This window comes from Microbispora sp. H10885, from assembly GCF_014161415.1.
GTDB classification, from domain to species: domain Bacteria; phylum Actinomycetota; class Actinomycetes; order Streptosporangiales; family Streptosporangiaceae; genus Microbispora; species Microbispora triticiradicis.
In genome coordinates this window covers 331,957-353,973 of record NZ_JABBWY010000001.1, presented here as the reverse complement: position 1 = coordinate 353,973, position 22,017 = coordinate 331,957, and the positions used below count along the sequence as shown (strand labels likewise).

Below are 22,017 nucleotides of genomic sequence, written 5' to 3'. Positions count from 1 at the left end.
CCGTCCACCCACCCCGAGGGATCCGCCATGGAAGAGGCCACCAAGCCGACCCCGCTCACCCGTGCCCTCGCCACCATCCGCACGTTGCGGCGGCAGCTCGACGAGCAGCGGGGGAACCAGCCGATCGCGATCGTGGGCGCCGGGCTCAGGCTGCCCGGAGGCATCACCGACCTCGACGGCTACTGGGCGGCCCTCACCGCGGGCCGCGACCTGGTGCGCCCGATGCCGCGCGAGCGCAGGGGCCCCTTCGGCGACGCGTGGGAAGGCCTGCCCCAGCGCGGCGGGTTCCTCGACGACGTGCTCGGTTTCGACGCGGAGTTCTTCGGCATCAGCCCCCGCGAGGCCCGTCATCTCGACCCCCAGCACCGGCTGCTGCTGGAGGTGGTGTGGGAGGCGATGGAGAACGCGGGCCTGCCGGCGGAGCGGGTCGCGGGCACCCGCGCCGGCTTCTACCTCGGCGTCATGTGGCAGGACTACCGCGACTGGCTGCGGGACGAGCCCGACGCCTACGCCACCACCGGCAACGGCCACAACTTCGCCGCGGGCCGCGTCGCGTACGCGCTGGGGCTGACCGGGCCCACGCTCGCGGTCGACACCGCCTGTTCCTCCTCGCTCGTCGGCGTGCACCTGGCCGTGCAGGCCCTGCGCCGCGGAGAGTGCGAGATCGCCTTCGCCGCCGGCACGAACCTCATCCTGTCGCCCACCTCGGCGCGGCTGGTGCGGGAGACCCGATCCCTGTCGCCGGACGGCCTGTGCCGGCCGTTCGACGCCAGGGCGAACGGCTTCTCCCGGGGAGAGGGGTGCGGGGCGGTCGTCCTCAAGCGGCTCGACCACGCGCTGCGCGACGGCGACCGGGTCCACGGGGTGATCCGGGGCACGGCCGTCAACCAGGACGGCCGGTCCGGCGGCTTCACCGCGCCCAATCCGCTCTCCCAGATCTCCCTCCTGCGGGCGGCCCTGGAGGACGCCGGCCTCCGGCCCTCCGACATCGGGCACGTCGAGGCGCACGGCACGGGCACCGCCCTCGGCGACCCGATCGAGATGGAGGCCCTGGCGGCGGTCATCGGCCGGGACAACGGCGGCCTGCCGCTGCACGTCGGGTCCGTCAAGAGCAACTTCGGGCACCTGGAGGCCGCCGCGGGCATCGCGGGGCTGATCAAGGCCCTCCTGTGCGTACGGCACCGCCAGGTGCCCCCGGTGGTCCACTTCCGGACGCTCAACCCCAGGATCGACCTGTCCGGCACCGGCATCGTCGTGCCGGAGACGCTCACCGGCTGGGCCGAGGGCTGCGGGCCGTACGCCGGGGTGAGCTCGTTCGGGATGAGCGGCACGAACGCCCACGTGATCGTGGGCCCGCCCGACCCCGTGACGCCTCCCGCGGAGGGCGTCCCCGTCAGGGGCTTCACCGTGTCGGCCAGGACGCCCCGGGCGCTGCGGGCCCTCGCCGCCCGCTACGCGGAACGTGTCGTCGCGCTGGGTCCCGAGCGCTACGCGGCCTTCGCCTACACGGCCACGCACGGGACGACCCGGCACGCCGTCCAGGCCTGGATCGACGCCGCCGATCCGGAGGCGGCGGCCGCGGCCCTGCGCCGCCTGGCCGACGAGGGCCCGGCGACCGACTCGCCCGGGGAGGTGGCCGAACCGGCCCGGAACGCCGCCGGCCTGCCGCGGCAGGTGACCGACCTGCCGGCCTACCCCTGGCAGCGGCAGCGGTACGCCCCCGGCCGCCCCTCCACGTACGAGATCGGCTGGGCCGTCCGGGAGGTCGCGGCGTCGGTCGACACCGCCGCCGTGACGCTGACGGGAGACGACCGCGAACTCCTCGGCCTGATCGAGTCGGCGTGTCCCGACGCCGTCCGCGCCGACGCCGGCGGACCCGTGCTCCTGGCGATGCGGGCGTCGCCGATGCCGGCGGGGGCCGATCTCTGCGCCGCGGTCACCGCCGAGGTGCGCGAGCTGGCGGCGCGACGGCCGGGCCGCCGGGTGTACGTGGTGACCCGCGCCGCCCTGCGCACGAGCGAGCGCGACCACGTCCCGGCCACGGACCACGGTCTCCTGCACGGCCTGGCGCCCGTGCTGGGGCTGGAGTTCGGCGACGCCTGGGGCGGCGTCGTGGACCTGCCCGGCGAGCCCACCCCCGAGGACGCGCGGGCCCTGGTCGAGTTCGTCGCCGCCGGCGGCGACGAGGACCTCGCGGCCGTCCGCGACGGACGCGTCCTGGTGGCCCGGCTGCGGCCGGCGGACCGGCAGCCGTCGCACCTGACCGTCCGGGACGACGCCACCTACGTCGTCACCGGCGGGCTCGGCGCCGTGGGCCGGGAACTGGTCGGCGACCTCGTCCGGCGCGGCGCCCGGCATCTCCTCGTCGTCGGCCGCCGCGCGCCCGGCGAGCTGACCGGGGAGGGCTCGGCCCTGCTGGCCCGGCTGCGGCGCGACGGGGTGCGCGTCGTCTACCGGGGCGGAGGCTGCGACACCCCCGAGGCCCTGGCCGCGGCCTGCGCGCCGCTGGGCGACATGCCCGCCGTGCGGGGAGTGGTCCACGCGGCAGGCACGCTCGGCCGCGCCCCGGCGGCCGACCTGCGGGCCGCGGACTTCGAGGCGGCGCTGCGGCACAAGTACGGCGGAGCCTGGTGGCTGCACCAGGCCGCCCGCGTCTGGCCGCTGGACTTCTTCGTCCTGGTCTCGTCGGTCTCCGCCGTGTGGGGCACCAAGGGCTGCGCCGCGTACGCCGCCGCCAACGGCGGCCTGGACGCCCTCGCCGCCCACCGGCTGTCCATCGGGCTGCCCGCCGTGAGCATCGCGTACGGCCCGTGGGCCCTTGACGGCGCCGGACTGGCGGACGACGTCACGCGTGAGCGCTCGGCCCGGGTGGGAGTCGGCGAGCTGGACCCGGGGGCGGGCTGCGCGGCGCTGACCGACCGGGTCTCCGGGCCGGCCGGGCACCTGGTGGCCTGCCCGCTCGACGTGGACCGCTTCGGGCGCACCATGTCGGGCCTGCGCCCGCGCGGCCTGTTCGCGGAGCTGGCCGGAGGCGCCGCCCGGCGGGAGCCGGCCTCCGGACCGGCGCCGGAGCCTTCGGAGGCACCCGAGACAGCGGAGACGGAGGAGGCGCGGAGGGCGGGGGGCCTGCCGGACCTGCGCGGCCTGCCGGAGCGTGAACGGGAGAGCGTGGTCCGGGCCCACGTCGCGCGGCTGCTCGCCGTGCAGCTCGGGCACGACGACCCCGCGGCGCTCCGGAACGACGCCGGGTTCCTCTCCCTCGGGCTCGACTCGATCATGGCGGCCGACCTGGCCGTCACGCTGTCGCGGGTGTTCGGGACGCCGGTGCGCCCGGCGGACCTGTTCGACCACCCCACCATCGCCGAACTGTCCGGCTTCATCCTCGGCGACGGTGACGGCGACGGCCGGTCCGCCGCGGACCCGGCGCCGGCACCCCGGGACGTACGGCCGCACCCCGTCATCCATCCCGCCGCCGTCTCCACCGAGCCGGATCCGGTCACCGAGCCCATCGCCATCGTCGGCATGGCGGGACGCTTCCCCCAGGCCGACTCGGTGGACGAGCTGTGGGAGCTGCTGCGCGAGGGGCGCGACGGCGTCACCACCGCACCCGAGGACCGCTGGGACGCCGCCGCGCGCGGCCGGATGACCACCGACCAGGGCGGCTTCCTGCGTGACATCACCCGCTTCGACGCGGCGTTCTTCGGCATCCCGGCCCGGGAGGCCGACAACCTGGACCCCCAGCAACGGCTGCTGCTCGAGTCGGCCTGGCATGCCCTGGAAGACGGCGGCATCGACCCGCGGACCCTGCGGAACACCCGCACCGGCGTGTTCGTCGGCATCAGCTACGGCGACTACGCGCGCGTCCTGGCGGCGGGCGGCGCCGAGGCGGTGGACGCCTACTACGGCACCGGCACCGCGCTGAACGCCGCGGCCGGGCGCGTCGCCTACACGCTGGGGCTGACCGGGCCCGCCCTCGCCGTCGACACGGCGTGTTCCTCGTCCCTGGTGGCCGTGCACCTCGCGGTCAGGTCCCTGCGCTCCGGAGAGTCCGACACGGCCCTCGCGGGCGGCGTCAACGTGCTGCTCGATCCCATGTCCTCGGTCGCGGTGAGCCAGGCCCACATGCTCGCGCCGGACGGCCGCTGCCGGTCGTTCTCCGCCGACGGGAAGGGGTTCGTCCGGGCCGAGGGATGCGGCGTCCTCGTCCTCAAACGGCTGAGCGACGCGCGGCGCGACGGCGACCCGGTGTACGCCGTGATCCGGGGCACGGCGGTGAACCAGGACGGAGCGTCGTCCGGGCTGACCGCGCCGAACGGAACGGCGCAGGAGGCGCTGCTGACCGCGGCCCTCGCCGACGCCGGAACCGACGGCGCCGACGTGTCCTATCTGGAGGCGCACGGCACCGGGACGCCGCTGGGCGACCCGATCGAGCTGGGCGCGGCCTGGCGGGTCCTCGGGCGGCGGCGGTCCGGTCCGCTCCACGTGGGCTCGGTGAAGAGCAACATCGGCCACAGCGAGTCGGCCGCCGGTGTGATCGCCGTCATCAAGACCGTCCTCGCCCTGCGGCACGGCACCATCCCCGCGAACCTGCACTTCAGCGCGCCCAACCCGCAGATCGCCTGGTCGGAGACGGACCTGCGGGTCGTCGCGGCCCCGACCCCGTGGCCCCGCGGAGAGCGCCCGAGGGTGGCGGGGATCTCGGGGTTCGGCTTCACCGGGACCAACGCGCACGTGATCGTCTCCGACGCCCCGCCGGACGGCGAGCCCGTCCCGCTCCCGTCGTCCGGCCCTCATCTGATCCCGCTGTCCGCGCCGGACGCGGCAGGCCTCGCGAGGCTGTCGTCGCTGTGGGAGCGCCGCCTGTCGGCCGCGGCCGACGGGGAACTGCCCGCGCTCGCCGCGGCGGCGGGCGCCGGGCGCGCCCACTTCCCCCACCGCCGCGTCCTGCTGGGCGGCGGCCGGGAGGAGCTCCTCGCGGCGCTCCGGGAGGACCCGCCCGCCGCGCCGGCCACCCGGCCGCCCCGCGTCGCGTTCCTCTTCTCGGGGCAGGGCAGCCAGTACTTCGGCATGGGCCGCGACCTCTACGAGACCGAGCCGGTCTTCCGGCGCGTCTTCGACTCCTGCGACCGCACCCTGCGGCCGGTCCTCGGCGTCTCCCTCGCCGAGGCGATGTTCCACGGTGACGACCGGCGGCTGCTCGACGAGACCAGGATCACCCAGCCCGCCCTCGTCACCCTGGAACTCGCCCTCGCGGCCCTGTGGGAGTCCTTCGGCGTCACCCCCGCCGTGGTCATGGGACACAGCGTCGGGGAGATCGCGGCCGCCGTCCACGCGGGCGTGCTGGAGCGCTCGGCGGGCCTGCTGCTCGTCGCCGACCGCGCCCGGCTGATGCAGGCGACCCCGCGTGGCGCGATGCTGTCCGTCGAGGCCCCCGCCGACCGGGCCGCCGCCTGGGCCGACGACTTCGGTCTCGACCTCGCCGCCCGCAACGGCCCGCGGGCGAGCGTGCTGTCCGGCGCTCCGGAGGGCGTGGACGCGCTCGAAGCCGCCCTGCGCGCCGAGGGCGTACGCCATCGCCGGCTGAACGTCTCGCACGCGTTCCACTCCCGCCTGCTCGACCCCGCCGTCGAGGAGTTCGCCGGGCTGCTCGCCGGGGTGGAGTTCCACGACCCCGAGGTGCCGATCATCTCGAACCTCACCGGGTCGCCCGCCGGTCCCGGGACGTACGACGCGGAGTACTGGTGCCGGCACGCCCGTGAGCCCGTCCGGTTCCACGACGGCCTGCGGTGGCTGACCGCGCTCGACGTCGACGTCTGCCTGGAGGTCGGCCCCGACCGGACCCTGGTGAACCTGGTCCGTGCCGGGGGATTCGCCCCGGGCGCGGTCTCCTCCCTGCGCAGGGGAGCGCGCGACCACGCCTCCCTGCGCGCCGCCCTCGCCTCGCTCTACCTGCTGGGCCAGGACGTCCGCTGGCGGGCGGCCCGGGGACCGGGCGGCGTCCCCCGCTCCGGCGCGCCGCTCTATCCGTTCGCGCCCACCCGGCACTGGGCGCGGGCCAGGACGGCGGCGCCTCCCTGGGGCACTCCGCTGCGCTCACCCGCCTTCCGCGGCCGGGTCTTCCGCACCGAGCGCACCACGGACTACCCGCCGCACCTCGACGACCACCGCCTCTACGGCACGGTCTCGGTGCCGGGCGCCTCCCAGATCGCGACGGCCCTGTCGGCGCTGGCGCCCCAAGGAGCCCCCGTCTCCCTGGAGGACCTGCACTTCCCCCGGGCGCTGGTGATCCGCGAGGGCGAACGCTACGAACTGCAGACCGTCGAGACCGAGGCCGGCGACGGCAGGCGGACCGTCAGCGTGCAGAGCCTGGTGGAGGCCGACCGCTGGCAGGAGCACCTAACGGCCAGGCTCGTCCCCGGCGCCCCCGCTCCCGCGCGCGGCGCGCCCGACCCGGACGCGTTCATGGCCGGGGCCGCGACACACCTCACCGGCGAGGACTTCTACCGCCACCTGCGCGGGCTCGGCTACCACCTCGGCCCGTCCTTCCGGTGGATCGACCAGGTGTGGATCCGCGGCGCCGAGGCGCTCATCCGCTTCACCCGGCCGCCCGCGATGAGCGAGGACCCCGGGGACTACGAGATCCACCCCGGGCTGCTCGACTCGTGCCTGCAGTCCGCCGTCGTCTTCGCGGTCGCCGGCGCCCGCGGGGACACGGCGACCGAGAGGCAGGACCTCGCGATCCCGTTCGCGGCCGCCGCCCTGTCCTTCCCCGGCCGTCCCGCGCCGGGCGGGGACCTGTGGGGACACGTCAGGGCCACCATCGACGGCGAGGCCGGCCCGGACGGCGACTTCCGGCGGATCGCCTCCGCCGACCTCCACATGTTCGACGCGCACGGCGCGACCATCCTCACCGTGGACGGCTTCCGCTTCCGCATGGCGCCGCGCGCGCTGCTGCGCCGGTCGCTGCGGGCCGGCGCGGCCAACGCCTACGAGCTGACCTGGACCGGCTGGGCGGCGACGGCCGCCCCCGGCGGCCGGGTCCGTCACATCGCCGTCCTGGGCGCCGGCGGCGGGATCGGCGAGGCGTGCGAGCGGCTCGGGCACCGGACGCGGGCGCTCGGCCGCGACGCCGCGCTTCCCGATCTGCCCCCCGATCTGCCACCCGGCCTGGCGACCGATCTGATCCTGGAAGCCCGGTTCCTCACCCCGCCCCCGGAGCCCGCCACGTCGGACGACGCGCTGACCGCCGTCCAAGCCCTCGCGGACTCCCTCAAGGCCGCCCCGCCCCACGTTCCCTACGTGGTCGTGGCGGCGGCGGACCACCGCGTGGCACCGGTCCGCGAGGCGCTGTGGGGCATGCTCTCGTCCCTGGAGACCGAGCAGCGGGAACGGCGGCTGATCAGGGTGACGCTCGACGCCGGCTGGGAGCCCGCCCACGTCGCCGCCGCCCTCACGCGACTGCTGGACGAGGGCGTCCCGGAGACGAGGCTCGCCGTCGGGCCGGCGGGCGTCCGGGCGGCGCGGCTGACGCCCCGGCGGCGCGAGCGGACGGACTCCCCGCCGGCCGGCGTCGCGGCCCTGATCACCGGAGGACTCGGCGCGCTGGGCCTGAGCGCCGCCGCGATCCTGGCCCGCCACGGCGTCCCCGCCGTCACGCTCATGGCACGCTCGGCCCCCGGCGCCGCCGCCCGCGCGGTCATCGCCCGCCTGACCGCCGAAGGCGTCCGGGTCCGCGTCGTCCAGGGCGACGTCACCGATCCCGCGGCCTGCCGCCGGGCCGTCACCGAGGCGGGACGGGACGCCCCGCTGGGGATCGTGCTCCACCTCGCGGGCACGACGGACGACCGGGCCTTCGACCGGATGACCGGCTCCTCCTTCCGCGAGGTCTTCGCGGCCAAGGCCCGGGGCGCCGACACCCTGGCGGCGGTCCTGGACCCGCGTACCCTCAGGTCCTTCGTGCTGTTCTCCTCCGCCTCGGCCGTGCTCGGCTCCGCCGGTCAGGCCAACTACGCGGCGGCCAACGGTTACCTCGACGGCCTCGCCGAGTCGCTGCGCGCCCGCGGCGTCCCCGCCACGAGCATCGGCTGGGGGCCCTGGATCCCGGAGGACGCCGGTGGGCTCGCCGCCTCGGCGGCGACGGAGCGGGCCTCCGCGAGAAGCGGGGTGAGCCCGCTCAGCGACCGGGAGGCTGAGGACCTGCTCCTGGAGGCCCTGGCCGACCGTCCCGCCCGGCTGGTCGCCGTACGCCTGGACGAGGAGCGCCACGCCTCCCACCTGGACGGGCATCCGGCCGCGGCGCTCCGCCCCGGCGTGTCGCCTCGTCCCGTCCCCCCGCCCGCCGGTCCGGTGGTCTCCCGGCGCCGTCCGCGTGGCTGGCTCCGGGACGAACTGGCCACGCTCGACCCCGCGTCGCGGGACGGGCTGCTCAGGGGGACCGTCCGCGCCGCGGCCGCCGGCGTGCTCGGCGAAGGCGCGGAGATCGACGACGAGCTCGAGTTCGCCGTCATGGGACTCGACTCGATCATGGTCATCGACCTGCGCACCGTGCTCTCCGAGGCGCTGGGCGCCGACCTCCCCTCCACCGTCGCCCTGGACCACCCCTCGGTGGCGCTGCTGTCCGCCCACCTCTCCGGCCTCTTCGCCCTCGAAGGAGTCCCCTCATGACCACGGCAGCGGACCGCACCGCCATCGCCCCGGTCCTCGACGGCCCGCGCGGGCTGCCGCTCCTCGGCAGCCTCCCGGAGTTCGCCAGGGACCCCCTCGCGTTCCTGAGCCGCCTGGCCTCCTACCCCGCCGACCAGGTGCGGTGGCGGCTGGGCCCGACCCCCGTCGTCTTCCTGAACAACCCCGAGATGATCCACGAGGTGCTCGCCGGCCGCGAGTTCACCTTCCGCAAGCCCGACCTCGGCTACGCCTTCAGGCACCTGCTGGGCGACGGGTTCATCACGTCCCGTGGCCCCGAATGGCGGCGCAAGCGCGGCATGGTTCAGCCCGCCGTACGTCCCCGGCAGGTCCGCGCGTACGCGGAGATCATGAGCGCGGCGGCGCAGGAGCTCGCCGCGCGGTGGGCGCCCGGCCGGCGCGTCGACGTCACGGCGGAGATGCTCGCGCTGAGCCAGCGCATCACGGTCCGCACGATCTTCGGCACCGACTCGGGGGTGCGCGAGGAGGTCATCGCCGACTCCATGCTCATCGCCCAGCACCAGATCGGCGTCGAGTTCCGCGGTCTCGGGCCGATGATGCCCGACTGGATGCGCACGCCCGGACGGCGCCGCCTCAAGCGCGCGGTCGACGTCCTCGACACGGAGGTGCGCCGCCTGGTCACCCTCCGGCGTGAGTCACCGACCGAAAGGGACGACCTGCTCACCAGGCTCCTGGCCGCGCGGGACGCCGCGGGCGCGCACCTCACCGACAAGGAGATCCGCGACGAGTGCGTCACCATGTACGTCGGGGCGCACGAGACCACCGGCACCGCGCTGGCGTGGGTCTGGTATCTGCTCTCCCGCCACCCCCGGGTCCGGGAGAGGCTCACCGATGAACTGCGGCGGGTCCTCAACGGCCGTGTCCCGGGCTACGAGGACTACGCGCGCCTGCCGTACTGCGAGCAGATCGTCAAGGAGGCGCTGCGGATGCGGCCGCCGGTCTGGATGATCTACGCGCTGGCGGACGAGGGAGCGAAGCTGGCGGGCCGGCCCCTACGAAAGGGCACCCAGGTGTGGATGAGCCCGTGGGCCACCCACTTCGACCCGCGCTGGTTCGGGAACCCGCAGGAGTTCTCTCCGGAACGGTGGGCGCGGGACGCCTCGTCGGCCGGAACGGTCACCGAGAGTGCCTGGTTCCCCTTCGGCGGCGGCACTCGCGTGTGCATCGGCGTGCGTTTCGCCATGGTCGCCTCGGTCCTCGTCCTGGCCACCATCGCCCAGCGCTTCCATCTGGAGGTGGAGCCGGGTGAGTTCGCACCGAAGATCGGCCTCACTCTCCAGCCCGAGGGCACCATGCACGCGTCGCTGCGCTCGGTGACGACGGACTGACGGCGGCGTGACCCGCCCGTCTCCGAAAGGCCTCCGCCAACGGCGGTCGCGGGGCCTCGACGTGGTGTCCGCCGGGGTCCCGGGGACGAGCCGACGCAGGCATGCCCCTCGGATGATTGTTAACGCTAACAATCTGCCCTCGTCTTCGCCCTCCTCCACATCGACAGACCAACCGGTGGTGGTGGGGCGGAGCAAAGCCGAGGCGGGGGCACGGTGTCAAGTGGCGCTGTGCGTCCGGCCGCGAACGCGGAAGGGCGCGGAAGCGGCCGAACTGCCGCATCAGAGGCTCCGCGGGGCTCACCCGGGAAGACGCCGGGGTGAAACGTTCATCCGATGACTTCGCTCCCGGACCACCGGCCGGCTGTGACGATGCCGGGATCACAAGGCGGTTTGCATAGATCGGGGGTTTCGCTGCGTCACCCTACCCTTGACACATTTCGGTGAGGTTTCCACACTGAGCCCCGAGACGGTCTCCCGCTGTCCGGTGGTGGTGCGCGGGGCGGAGGGCCGCCCTTCGCGACGCCCTCATGGTGTGCGCTCCCCTGCCCGGGAGCACGGCGTCCAGCGCTGAATGCCCCGCGTTCCCCCTTTCTCTGGTTGCAGTCATGGAGGCTCAGGCATGGGCGCACACGTCGTTCCGCCGCCGGGAACCCGGCGACCATCCACGCCCGCGTCCGGACCCGGCTCGCGGAGCCGGTCGCTCCGGCGCGCGATGGGCCGGGCGATGGCGGCGGCGGTGGCCGTCATCGGGCTGTTCTCGGCGGCCATCGCGACCCGGCCGGCATCGGCCGCGGACAATCCCTACCAGCGCGGGCCGAACCCGACCGTGGCGAGCGTCGCGGCCACCAGGGGGACCTTCGCGACCGCGCAGACCAGCGTGCCGGCCGGCAACGGCTTCGGCGGCGGAGTGATCTACTATCCGACCGACACCAGCCAGGGGACGTTCGGCGGGGTCGCGATCGTGCCGGGCTACTCCGCCCTGTTCGCCAACGAAGAGGCCTGGATGGGCCCCTGGCTCGCCTCCTTCGGCTTCGTGGTGATCGGCATCGAGACCAACAGCCGCACCGACAGCGCGGACGCCCGGGGGACCCAGCTGCTCGCCGCGCTGGACTACCTCACCCAGCGCAGCTCGGTACGCGACCGGGTCGACCCCAACCGGCTGTCGGTCGTCGGCCACTCGGCGGGCGGCGCGGGGGTCCTCAGCGCGATCCTCCGGCGGCCCACCCTCAAGGCCGGGATCGGGCTCGCGCCCGGCTCGCCCGTCGGGGACTACGGCCTGTCCAACGACCGGGTGCCGACGATGTTCATCTCCGGCCAGCGGGACACGACGGTCACGCAGTCGTACCTCAACGGGCTGTACACCACGATCCCGGCCTCGACGCCGAGCGCGTGGGTGGAGATCACCGGGGTGGACCACCTGTTCGCGACGCGGGCCAACACGACCGAGATGCGGGTGCTGATCCCCTGGCTGAAGATCTGGGTGGACAACGACACCCGGTACACCCAGTTCCTGTGCCCGCTGGCGGACTCCAGCAACATCTCGATGTACCGCAACAAGTGCCCGTACGTGCCGCCGGGCCAGTCGTCGCCGAGCGCCTCCCCCTCGGCCAGCCCGTCACAGTCGCCCTCGCAGTCGCCGTCACAGTCGCCGTCACAGTCCCCGTCGCAGTCGCCCTCGCAGTCGCCGCACACCAGTCCGTCGCCCCCGCCGCCGGGCGCCTGCGTGGCCGAGTACCAGCCGCAGAACTCGTGGCCCGGCGGCTACCAGGCGTTGGTCACGGTGAAGGCGGGCAGCTCGGCGATCAACGGCTGGACCGTCAGGTGGACGCTCGGCAGCGGCCAGACGATCACCCAGGCGTGGAACGGCACGCTGAGCACGAGCGGTTCCGCGGTGACGGTGAAGAACGCCTCCTACAACGGCTCGCTCCCGGCGGGCGGCTCGGCCACCTTCGGGTTCCTCGCCACCGGCACGCCGTCGACCCCCACCCTCACCTGCACCAGCCCGTGACCGGCCGCGGCACGGTGTGCCGACCGATGTCCCGTTGACTCCGGAGAGGGCCGTACACACGACCCTCTCCGGGCTCCGGCAGGGCCTCTTATGGCGGTGGGAGGCCCTGCCGGAGAGAACTTCACCCCTACCGCCGCCTCCCTCAGAGCCTTCGGGCCGCAGGTCATCCCCCCGGACACCCGCCGAGTCTCGCCCGGAGCCGAACTCCTGGTCGAAACGATTCCGACGTGTCCGTACCCGCCGTGGACTTGGAGAAGTGAATTGTCTGATTTCACCCGAAGGCAAGCGCTGCGATTCGGCGCGGCCGGAGCCGGAGCCGCGCTGTTGCCCCTGCAGTGGACGGCGGCCGCGCGAGCCGGGTCGGTGGCGCCGGCGCAGGTGCTCGCCGCGAACGATCTGGCGCTGTGGTACGACGAGAGCGCCGGGACGGACTGGCTGCGCGCGCTGCCGATCGGCAACGGGCGCCTGGGCGCGATGGTGTTCGGCAACGTCGACGTCGAGCGGCTCCAGCTCAACGAGGACACCGTCTGGGGCGGCGGGCCGTACGACCAGAGCAACACGCGCGGCGCGGGGGCGCTGGCGCAGATCAGGCAGCTGGTATTCCAGAACCAGTGGAGCCAGGCCCAGACCCTGATCGACCAGAACATGCTGGGCAGCCCCGCGGGCCAGCTCGCCTACCAGACCGTGGGCAACCTGCGGCTCACCTTCAGCGCCGGCTCCAGCGGAGTCTCGGGGTACAACCGGCTGCTGGACCTGACCACGGCCACCACGGTGACGACGTACTCGCAGAACGGCGTCAACTACCGGCGTGAGACGTTCGCCAGCGCGCCCGACCAGGTCATCGTCGTCCGCCTGACCGCCGACCGGGCCGGATCGATCACCTTCTCCGCGACGTTCGACAGCCCGCAGCGCGTCACCCGCACCAGCCCCGACGGCACGTCGGTGGGTATCGACGGCATCTCGGGCAACTTCGAGGGCAAGACCGGCTCGGTCAAGTTCCTGGCACTGGCCAAGGCCGTCACCGACGGCGGCACGGTCAGCAGTTCCGGCGGCACGCTCCAGGTGCGGGGCGCCAACAGCGTGACGCTGCTGATCTCCATCGGCTCCAGCTACGTCAACTACCAGAACGTCGGCGGCGACTACCAGGGCATCGCCCGCAACAACCTCAACTCCGCCGTCGCCCGCAACTTCGACGACCTGCGGTCCCGGCACGTGGCCGACTACCAGAACCTGTTCGGGCGCACGACGCTCGACCTGGGCCGGACGTCCGCGGCCGACCAGCCGACCGACGTGCGGATCGCGCAGCACGCGAACACCACCGACCCGCAGTTCTCGGTGCTGCTGTTCCAGTTCGGCCGCTACCTGCTGATCTCCTCCTCGCGCCCCGGCACCCAGCCGGCCAACCTGCAGGGCATCTGGAACGACTCGCTGGCCCCGCAGTGGGACTCGAAGTACACCATCAACGCGAACCTGCCGATGAACTACTGGCCGGCCGACACGACGAACCTGTCGGAGTGCTTCGACCCGGTGTTCAAGATGATCAACGACCTCTCGGTGACCGGCGCCCGCACCGCGCGGGTGCAGTACAACGCCAGTGGCTGGGTCACCCACCACAACACCGACGCGTGGCGGGCCACGTCGGTCGTCGACGGCGCGTTGTGGGGCATGTGGCAGACCGGCGGCGCGTGGCTGTCCACCCTGATCTGGGAGCACTACCAGTTCACCGGCGACGTGAACTTCCTGCAGCAGTACTACCCCGCCATGAAGGGCGCCGCGCAGTTCTTCCTCGACACCCTGGTGACCGAACCGAGTCTCGGCTATCTCGTCACGAACCCGTCGAACTCCCCGGAACTGCCCCACCACTCGGGCGTCAGCGTGTGCGCCGGCCCGACGATGGACAACCAGATCCTGCGCGACCTGTTCAACGCGTGCGCGCAGGCGAGCCTGGCGCTCGGCACCGACTCCGACTTCCGCACCCGGGTCCTCGCGGCCCGCGACCGGCTAGCGCCGATGAAGGTCGGCTCGCGCGGCAACATCCAGGAGTGGCTCTACGACTGGGTGGAGACCGAGCAGAACCACCGGCACATCTCCCACCTGTACGGCCTGCACCCCAGCAACCAGATCACCAAGCGGGGCACCCCGACGCTGTACAACGCGGCGCGCCGAACCCTGGAGCTGCGCGGAGACGACGGGACCGGCTGGTCGCTCGCCTGGAAGATCAACTACTGGGCGCGAATGGAGGAGGGCGCCCGCGCGCACAACCTGATCCGCCTCCTGGTCAGGACGGACCGGCTCGCGCCGAACATGTTCGACCTGCACCCGCCGTTCCAGATCGACGGCAACTTCGGCGCCACCTCCGGCATCGCCGAGATGCTGCTGCAGAGCCACAACGGCGAGCTGCACGTGCTGCCCGCGCTGCCCTCGGCGTGGCCGAGCGGGAAGGTGCAGGGCCTGCGGGGGCGCGGCGGCTACACCGTCGGCACGACCTGGAGCTCCGGTGTGGCCACCGAGATCCTCGTCAAGTTCGACCGCGCCGGCACCGTCAAGGTGCGCAACCGGATCTTCACCGGGACCTACCAGGTCGTCGACAGCGAGACCGGTGAGGCCGTCACCGTCACCAAGCCCGAGGCCGACGTCGTCGCGCTGACCGGCCAGGCCGGCCGCACCTACCGCCTGACCGGGTCCGGCAGCACCTCCTCGCCGTCGGCGTCACCGTCGGCCTCGGCGTCACCGACGCCGCCGTCGACCTACGTGCGGATCGTCAACGCCACCACCGGCCTGGTGCTGGACAGCGGCGGCAACGTGGCGTCGGGGTCGAACGTCAAGCAGTGGAACTGGGACGGCAGCAACAACCTGCAGTGGCAGCTGGTCGACCTGGGCGGCGGTTGGTACCGGATCGTCAACCGCACCAACGGCATGGTCATCGACAGCTGGGGCAACACCGCCAACGGCGCCGTCGCCAGGCAGTCGGCCTGGAACGGCGGCAACAACCAGCAGTGGCGCCTCAACGACGTCGGCAACGGCCGCTCCCAGATCATCAACCGCGGCACCGGGACCTCCCTCGACGGCATGGGCTACACCAGCGCCGGCTCCAACGTCGGCATGTGGACGCCGAACAACAGCACCAACAACCACTGGACGATCACCGGCGTGTGACCCGGCCGATCCGGGCATGATGGAAAGGAGTGTCGGGGCGGCGGGGGATCGCCATGAACACACGACGGGGCATACGGCGGGTCACACGACGGCTGACCAGGCGGGACTTCCTCAAAGGATGCGCGGCGGTCACGCTCGTGGGGGCGCGCGGCCCGGCGGGACCCACCCGCCGGCCGGCGCCCGCCGGGCCTCCGCTGCTCGACGCCGCGTCCGTGCCCAAGTACGTGGCCGCGCTGCCCGTTCCCGCCGTGATGCCCACGGTGGTGCCGGCCGCGCCCACGGGTGACGGCTCGCTCGACCGCTACGTCATCGGCGTGCGCCGGTTCCGGCAGCAGATCCTGCCGCCCGGCGCACCGCCCACGACCGTCTTCGGCTACGGCTCGGCCCCGCACCGGGGCACGTTCGCCGTTCCGGGACGCACGATCGAGGCCCGGGTGGACCGTCCCGTCCAGGTGACCTGGGTGAACGAGCTGGTGGACCGGTGGGGTGATCATCTCCCGCACCTGCTGCCCGTCGATCCGACGCTGCACTGGGCGAACCCGCCCGGCGGCCCGCCGGGCCGCGACGGCAGGCCCGCGTTCGCCGCGACCCCAGGGCCCTACCGGGGGCCGGTCCCGGTGGTGACCCACCTGCACGGCGGGCACAGCCCGGACGACAGCGACGGATACCCCGAGGCGTGGTTCCTGGCCGCCGGGGACACCCCGGCCGGCTACGCGCGGGAGGGGTCCCGGTACGCGGGCTTCGCCGCCGCCTTCGAAGGCCGGACGGGCGTCGCCTGGTACACCGGGTCGGCCGTCTACCGGTACGGCAACGACCAGCACCCGGGCACCCTCTGGTACCACGACCACGCGCTCGGGGTGACCCGGCTCAACGTCTACGCCGGCATGGCCGGGTTCTACCTGCTCCGGGGCGGCCCGGCCGACCTGCCGTCCGGCGTCCTACCCGGGCCGGCGCCGGGGGCGGGGGCGGGCGATCCGGCGGGGACCCGCTGCCACGAGATCCCGATCGTGATCCAGGACAGGACGTTCACCGCGGACGGCTCGCTCCACTACCCCGGCAGCCGGGCGGCCGGCGGGTACGGCGGCCCGTACGTCCCGAGCACCGACGTCCCGCCCATCTGGGTGCCGGAGTTCTTCGGCGCCACCATGACGGCGAACGGCCGGACCTGGCCGCTGCTGGAGGTCGAGCGGCGCCGTTACCGGTTCCGCTTCCTCAACGGCTGCAACGCCAGGGTCCTCGCCCTCGGCATCGCCGGCTCGCCGGTGGCCCGGCCCGTCCGATCGGCGCTGCCGTTCTGGCAGATCGGCGCCGACGGCGCGTTCCTGCCCGCGCCGGTCGCGCTCGACCGGCTGCTGCTGGCCCCGGCCGAACGCGCCGACGTGGTGGTCGACTTCACGTGCGTTCCGCCGGGCACCCCGCTCTACCTGGTGAACGAGGGGCCCGACGGGCCGTACCGGGGGGAGACCGCGGCCCCGCCCGCCGATCCCGCCACCACCGGGCAGGTGCTGAAGTTCCTGGTACGGCCGGCCTCCGGCCGTGACCTCAGCGTGCCGCCCGACCAGCTGGAGCTCCCCCAGGCCGCCCGGCTCGGCCCGGCCGTACGGACGAGGAGGCTCGCCCTGCTGGAGCAGGGCTCCGCCGTCCGGGGGGCGGGTCCCGTCACGACGCTGCTGGGCGAAGCCGCCGGGCAGGGATGGGCCGCGAGAAGGTGGCACGACCCGGTCACGGAGAACCCGGGCGTCGGCGACGTCGAGATGTGGGAGTTCCACAACCTCACGCCGGACGCGCATCCCATCCACATCCACGAGATCCTTTTCGAGGTGGTGGACCGCACGCCGTTCCACGGTCCGGCACGGCCGGCGCGGCCGTGGGAGCGGGGACGCAAGGACACGGTCATCGCCCTGCCCCGGGAGGTGACCCGGGTCAAGGCCCACTTCGACCGGGCCGGGCTCTTCGTGTGGCACTGCCACATGCTGGAGCACGAGGACAACGAGATGATGCGGCCCTACCGCATCGGAGGCCGGCGCGAGCCCGCCCGCGAGGCCGGACGAAACCCCGGAGACTGACCCACCCTCGGCGACGGAGGTCCCTCGGTTACGGGACCTCCTGCCCTAAGCGGAAGGCGCGGCCCGGGCCACGCTGGAATGGCAGCGACGGGGGAGAAGGGGGCGTACATGAAAGCGGCAGTGGGCGACCGGTTGGTCATCGAGAGCCTTCACCTGGACGGACCTCGCCGTACGGGCGTCATCACGGCCCTCCACCACAGCGACGGGTCCCCGCCCTACGTGGTCCGGTGGCTGGACGAGGAGCACGAGACCTTGATCTTCCCCGGCCCCGACGCCCACGTGGAGCCCCGCCGGGAGCATGGCGAGCACCGCGGGAAGGAAGCGGCCCGCCCGGCCGCCCGGTGACGGAACGCGGCACGTGCGGGTCAGCGCAGCCGGGCCGCCGTACGGTGGCGCCCCGGCATACCGGCTCCCGAGCCGCGTACGGCGTCACGGCGTAACGACACGTCTCCCCCAGCCGACAGACAGGCGACGGGAGGCGATGGGATTGACGGACTCGTTGAGTCTCGCGGCGCTGGGGGCGGTGGCGCTCAGCGAGGGGATCACGTTCCTCTACGACGAGGCACGTGAACTGCTGAAACGGTGGCGGGAGAGACGGGACCGCGACGTGGTCGAGGTGCCCGGCTCCGCCGCCGGGGTGCTGGACGCCCCGCTGTCCGCGGCCGAGGTCGCGGACAGCGTCGTCGCTCGGAACGCCGAGTCCCTGACGTCGCTCCGCCGCGCGCTGATCGAGTACGCCGAGGAGGGACGCGTCCCCGACCCGGGCGACCGCGGCCTGCTCGACACGGTCGACGCCCTGCGGCGGGTGCTGGAGGTCGCGTACGGCCAGCGGATCACATTCAGGGGCGAGCGGCGGGAGCCGACGGGCTCGGGGATCGACGTGGCCGTCGAGGCGGACGTGGTCGAGGGATACCTTGCGGGTCTGCGGGCGCGGGGCGGGCTCCACTCCGGTATGGAGGTCCGTGCCGAGATGAGGATCGGCCGGGTGTCCGCGGGCGGCGAGGCGGTCGGGGTCGACCTGGACGGCCGGAGCGGTTGAGCGCCGGGCCTGCCGCGGTGCCCGGGCGTTCCCCCGTGCCCGACGTCGCCGGGCTCGTGCCCCGGCCCTGGATCACGGCCAGGCTGGACCGGTGGCTGCGCACGGAGGGCACGCGGATCTTCCTGGTCACCGGTCCGCCGGGCACGGGGAAGACGGTGTTCGCCGCCCGGCTCGCGGCGCCGGAGGACGAGCACGACGCGGGAGAGGGCACCCGCCCGGGACGGCCGGACGTGGTGCTGGCCCACTTCTGCGACGCGAGCGACGAGCGCACACTCGACGCGCTGGACTTCGTCCGCGCGTTGTCGGGCGCGCTCGCCCGCCGCATACCCCGGTTCGCCGACGCGCTGGCCGCGTCGGCCGCGGGCGCGGCCGCGGTCATCACGATCAACAGCACGCAGACCATCGGCACGGTGGAGGCGGGTGCGCGGGTCGCCAACGTCCAGATACGCGTGTCCGGGAGCGTGCCGACCCGGCAGGCGTTCGCGCACCTGGTCCGGCGCCCTCTGGAAGCCGCCGTGGCGGACGGGTGGGACGAGCGGCTTCTGGTGGTCGTGGACGACCTGTCCGCCGGGTACCGCTACGACTCCGAGGACACGATCGCCCACCTGATCGGCGTCGTGGCCGGCAATCCGGCGGAACTGCCCGACGTGCTGCGCTTCGTCGTGACCGGCAGGCCGGATCCCTGGGTGCTGCGCGACCTGCCGCCTCCGGCTCTGGACCTGCGGGCCGACCGGCCCCCCGGCGAGGACGACATCCGGCGGTACGTGCGCCGCCGGCTGCCCGCCGCCGGGGCGGCGTGGCGGCTGTGGGCCGATCGCATCGTGGCGGCGGCCGACGGCAACTTCCTCTACGCCCGGCACGTGGTCGAGCGCCTGCCCGCCGGAGGCGAGGTCCCGCCGGATCCGCCCGCCGACCTGCCCGAAGGGCTGACCGGCCTGTACCGGGCCTGGTTCAGGGCGGACATCGCGCGTTCGCGTGACCTCTGGTGGGACCTGTACGAGCCGGTGCTGGCCGCCCTCACCGTGGCGCGCGGTGCGGGGCTCACCCACGAGCAGCTGTGCGGCATCACCGGCCTGCCGCGCTCGCGGGTGCGCCGTGTGCTGGAGGAGTGCGCGCAGTTCCTGCTCGGCGCCCCCCGGTCGGGGCCCATCCGCCTCTACCACGACTCCTTCCGTGACTATCTCGCCGAGGAGGAGGTGCAGGTCGAGGAGGCACACCACGCCGTGCTGCGCTACTTCGTCCGCCGCCACGGCGACGACTGGCTCGGCGCGGCGGAGTACGCCTGCGACCACCTCGCCACCCACGCCGCGGCGATCGGCGAACTCGCGATCCTGGTGAACCGGCCGGACTTCCTCGTCGCCGCCGAACCCGGAGGAGTACTGCGCGCGCTGTCCAGGCCGGGCGGCGCGGGCCGGTACGCCGAGGTCTACCGCCGTGCCGGCCGGCTGCTCGCGGACCGCGACCGGGGCGAACGCGCGTCCTACCTTCAAATGGCGGCGTGCGAGCTGGGCGAGGCGGAGGCGGCGGAGGCGTTCGCCGGGCTCCCGCCGGAGCGCCGGTGGACCCCGTTGTGGGCCTCGATGCTCCGCCATCATCCGGGACGTGTCGTCGGCGCGCACCCGGGCGGTGTGCTCGCCATGCTGTCGTCACCGCGTCCGGACGGCACGACCGTCGTCACCGCGGGCCCGGACGGCACGGTGCGGTTCTGGGACCTGCGCACCCACACGGTGCTCGGCGTCCTGACGCTGCCGTCGGCCACGCCGGCCGCCCGGCTCGCGCTCCTCGGCACCGGAGACGAGGCGGTGCTGGCGGTGGCGGCGCTCCACCAGGTGTGGCTGGCCGACCCGGAGCGGATGGAGGTGACCGGCTCCGTGGCCGCACGTCCCGGCTCGCCGGTGACCGCGATGTCCCCCACAGTGCTGGAAGATCGGGCGGTCGTCGTGCTCGGATACGCCGACGGGGTCGTCCAGGCGGTCGACCCGTTCACCGGCGAACCGGTCACGGAACCGGTGCCCGCCCACGAAGGCCCGGTGCTGTCGCTGACGGGAGGATTCGACGACGGCGTGCTGTCCTGTGGAGCCGACGGCGCGGTGATCCTCTGGGGGCTGCGCGGAGAGATCGACCGCCAACCGGTGATCCGTCCGCCGGATCCGCCCGCCTGGTGCGGCGCGAGCGCGTTCCTGAGCGGCGACACCGGACGCTTCGCGCTCGCGGCGGGCTACAGCGACGGTATGACGGACCTGATCGTCGTCGGTGACCACGACTCGGAGATACGTACCGGCATCGGCGGCCACGAGCCGGCCGCCTGGCAACTCGACACCGCCTTTCTCTCCGAGGGCCTTCTCTGGCAGTCGAGGATGCACCGGCGGGGCCGGAACGGCTATGCGGACGCGCTGCGGGAGGTACGCGAACTGCACCTCCGCGGGCTCAATCCCGACGACGGGCCGCCCGAGTCCCGCCAGATCGTCCTGCTGTCCGGCGGGGTGACCTCCGTCGATCTCCTGGAGGTGGACGGCCGCCTCCACCTGGCGACGGGCGGGCAGGACGGCAAGGTCAGCCTGGTAGGCCGTCCCGACGAGGACGAGCCCGCGGTGGAGTCCCTGTTGCCGTGGGGGGAGCCGGTCTCCTCCGTCATGTTCTCGGAGCTGGACGGAGGCCTCGTGCTGGTGTCCGGGGAGTCGGCGGTGGGCGGCATGATCCGGGAGTGGCCGTTGCGATCCGGAGCGGACCTGCTCCCGCCTCCGGTCGGTGAGCTGGCCGCCCCGGCGATCGACGTCGACGCGCTGGCCGACGAGTCCGGCCGGCTGGTCGTCGCGGCCGTGCTCGCCGACGGCTCCGTCGTGCTGCGTGAGGAGGGTCGTACGCGACCCCTGGAGACGGGAGAGCTGATCACGGCGGGTGTCCGGCTGTGGCGGTGGAGGCACCGGACCTGCGTGGCCGTCTACGGGCAGCGAGGGACGGAGGCCGCCCTGCGGTTGTGGACGCCCGGCTCCTCCGGGGAGACGGTCGTGACCGATGTGCGCCTCGGCCGTCCCGGCGCCGTCCACGAGGTCACGGTGGTGGGTGACGGCGGCCGGTTGCTCGCCGCGGGCGACTGGGAGGAGCCCGTGCTGTGGACGCTGACCGCCGACGAGGACCGGTGGGGCGGCGACCCGCTGCCGGTGCCCGGCGTGCACCCCCTCGCGGTCGGCACGAGCAACGTCGTGCAGTGGATGACGCCGGTGGCCGGTTCGCAGGGGCACGAGGTGTTCGTCGGTGGTGTGGCGCTCGTCCACCACCTCTCCGCCCAGGGACAGCGGATCACCGGGCACCTGCTCGTCGTCCAGACGAACGCCGTCTCGATCCTGCACGAGGGCGGGCGGGCGCTGGTCGTCGGAGCCGGGCCCTCTGTGCGGGTGGAGAACCTGGACGACGACGAGGCCTCCACGAACCTCGACGCCCCACCGGACAGCGAGGTCCTGGCGGTGGCGGCTCTGGAGGACGGCTCGCTCCTCGCCGCGGGCACGGGCGACGGCCGGCTGCTGGTGTGGAGCGGGCAGGACCATCCCGAACATGTCGTACAGTTCGGCTCCCCGATACGTCAGATCGCCGTGCCCACGCCCGGCGTCGCCGTCGTCCGTACCGACATGGGACTCCAGGCTGTCCGGTTCTCGCACTCATAAGTGCCGCATCTGCTGTCAGCAGACAAACCGGCGGTTCGCGGGGGCGGGGCGGATA

Annotated in this window: 8 protein-coding genes; all 8 read left to right on the top strand. The window is 74.0% G+C overall.

Features of this window, described 5'->3' with window-relative positions; translation table 11 throughout:
- Positions 1–27 precede the first annotated feature (27 nt).
- On the top strand, positions 28–8,664 hold the full coding sequence (locus tag HHX37_RS01530; RefSeq protein ID WP_182884266.1) for a type I polyketide synthase: 8,637 nt from the start codon (positions 28–30) through the stop codon (positions 8,662–8,664).
- A complete protein-coding gene (locus tag HHX37_RS01525; RefSeq protein WP_182884265.1) occupies positions 8,661–10,031 on the top strand; it encodes a cytochrome P450 in 1,371 nt (456 codons plus the stop codon). The genes HHX37_RS01530 and HHX37_RS01525 overlap by 4 nt, the downstream gene beginning before the upstream one ends.
- Positions 10,032–10,650: 619 nt before the next feature.
- Positions 10,651–12,039: a cellulose binding domain-containing protein gene (locus HHX37_RS36080; protein ID WP_259406130.1), complete on the top strand. Its 1,389-nt coding sequence runs from the start codon at positions 10,651–10,653 to the stop codon at positions 12,037–12,039.
- Between the two features lie 261 nt (positions 12,040–12,300).
- A complete protein-coding gene (locus HHX37_RS01515) occupies positions 12,301–15,195 on the top strand; it encodes a glycosyl hydrolase family 95 catalytic domain-containing protein (protein ID WP_182881803.1) in 2,895 nt (964 codons plus the stop codon).
- Positions 15,196–15,248: 53 nt separating this feature from the next.
- Positions 15,249–17,261 carry a multicopper oxidase family protein gene (locus HHX37_RS01510; protein ID WP_182884264.1) on the top strand — a complete coding sequence of 671 codons (2,013 nt, stop codon included), beginning with the start codon at positions 15,249–15,251 and terminating at the stop codon, positions 17,259–17,261.
- Positions 17,262–17,369: 108 nt separating this feature from the next.
- A complete protein-coding gene (locus HHX37_RS01505) occupies positions 17,370–17,606 on the top strand; it encodes a DUF1918 domain-containing protein (RefSeq protein ID WP_182884263.1) in 237 nt (78 codons plus the stop codon).
- A 136-nt stretch (positions 17,607–17,742) separates the two neighbouring features.
- Positions 17,743–18,300 carry a hypothetical protein gene (locus HHX37_RS01500; protein ID WP_182884262.1) on the top strand — a complete coding sequence of 186 codons (558 nt, stop codon included), beginning with the start codon at positions 17,743–17,745 and terminating at the stop codon, positions 18,298–18,300.
- Positions 18,301–18,335: 35 nt separating this feature from the next.
- Complete coding sequence (locus HHX37_RS01495; RefSeq protein WP_182884261.1) at positions 18,336–21,962, top strand: WD40 repeat domain-containing protein; 3,627 nt, start codon at positions 18,336–18,338, stop codon at positions 21,960–21,962.
- The last annotated feature ends 55 nt before the right edge of the window (positions 21,963–22,017 follow it).

What these genes read in the sequence shown, in the direction of transcription:
- HHX37_RS01505 (WP_182884263.1), top strand. Translation starts at nt 17,370, where the DNA reads ATGAAAGCGGCAGTGGGCGACCGGTTGGTCATCGAGAGCCTTCACCTG.
- HHX37_RS01510 (WP_182884264.1), top strand. Translation starts at nt 15,249, where the DNA reads ATGAACACACGACGGGGCATACGGCGGGTCACACGACGGCTGACCAGG.
- HHX37_RS01525 (WP_182884265.1), top strand. Translation starts at nt 8,661, where the DNA reads ATGACCACGGCAGCGGACCGCACCGCCATCGCCCCGGTCCTCGACGGC.
- HHX37_RS01530 (WP_182884266.1), top strand. Translation starts at nt 28, where the DNA reads ATGGAAGAGGCCACCAAGCCGACCCCGCTCACCCGTGCCCTCGCCACC.
- HHX37_RS36080 (WP_259406130.1), top strand. Translation starts at nt 10,651, where the DNA reads ATGGGCGCACACGTCGTTCCGCCGCCGGGAACCCGGCGACCATCCACG.
- HHX37_RS01500 (WP_182884262.1), top strand. Translation starts at nt 17,743, where the DNA reads ATGGGATTGACGGACTCGTTGAGTCTCGCGGCGCTGGGGGCGGTGGCG.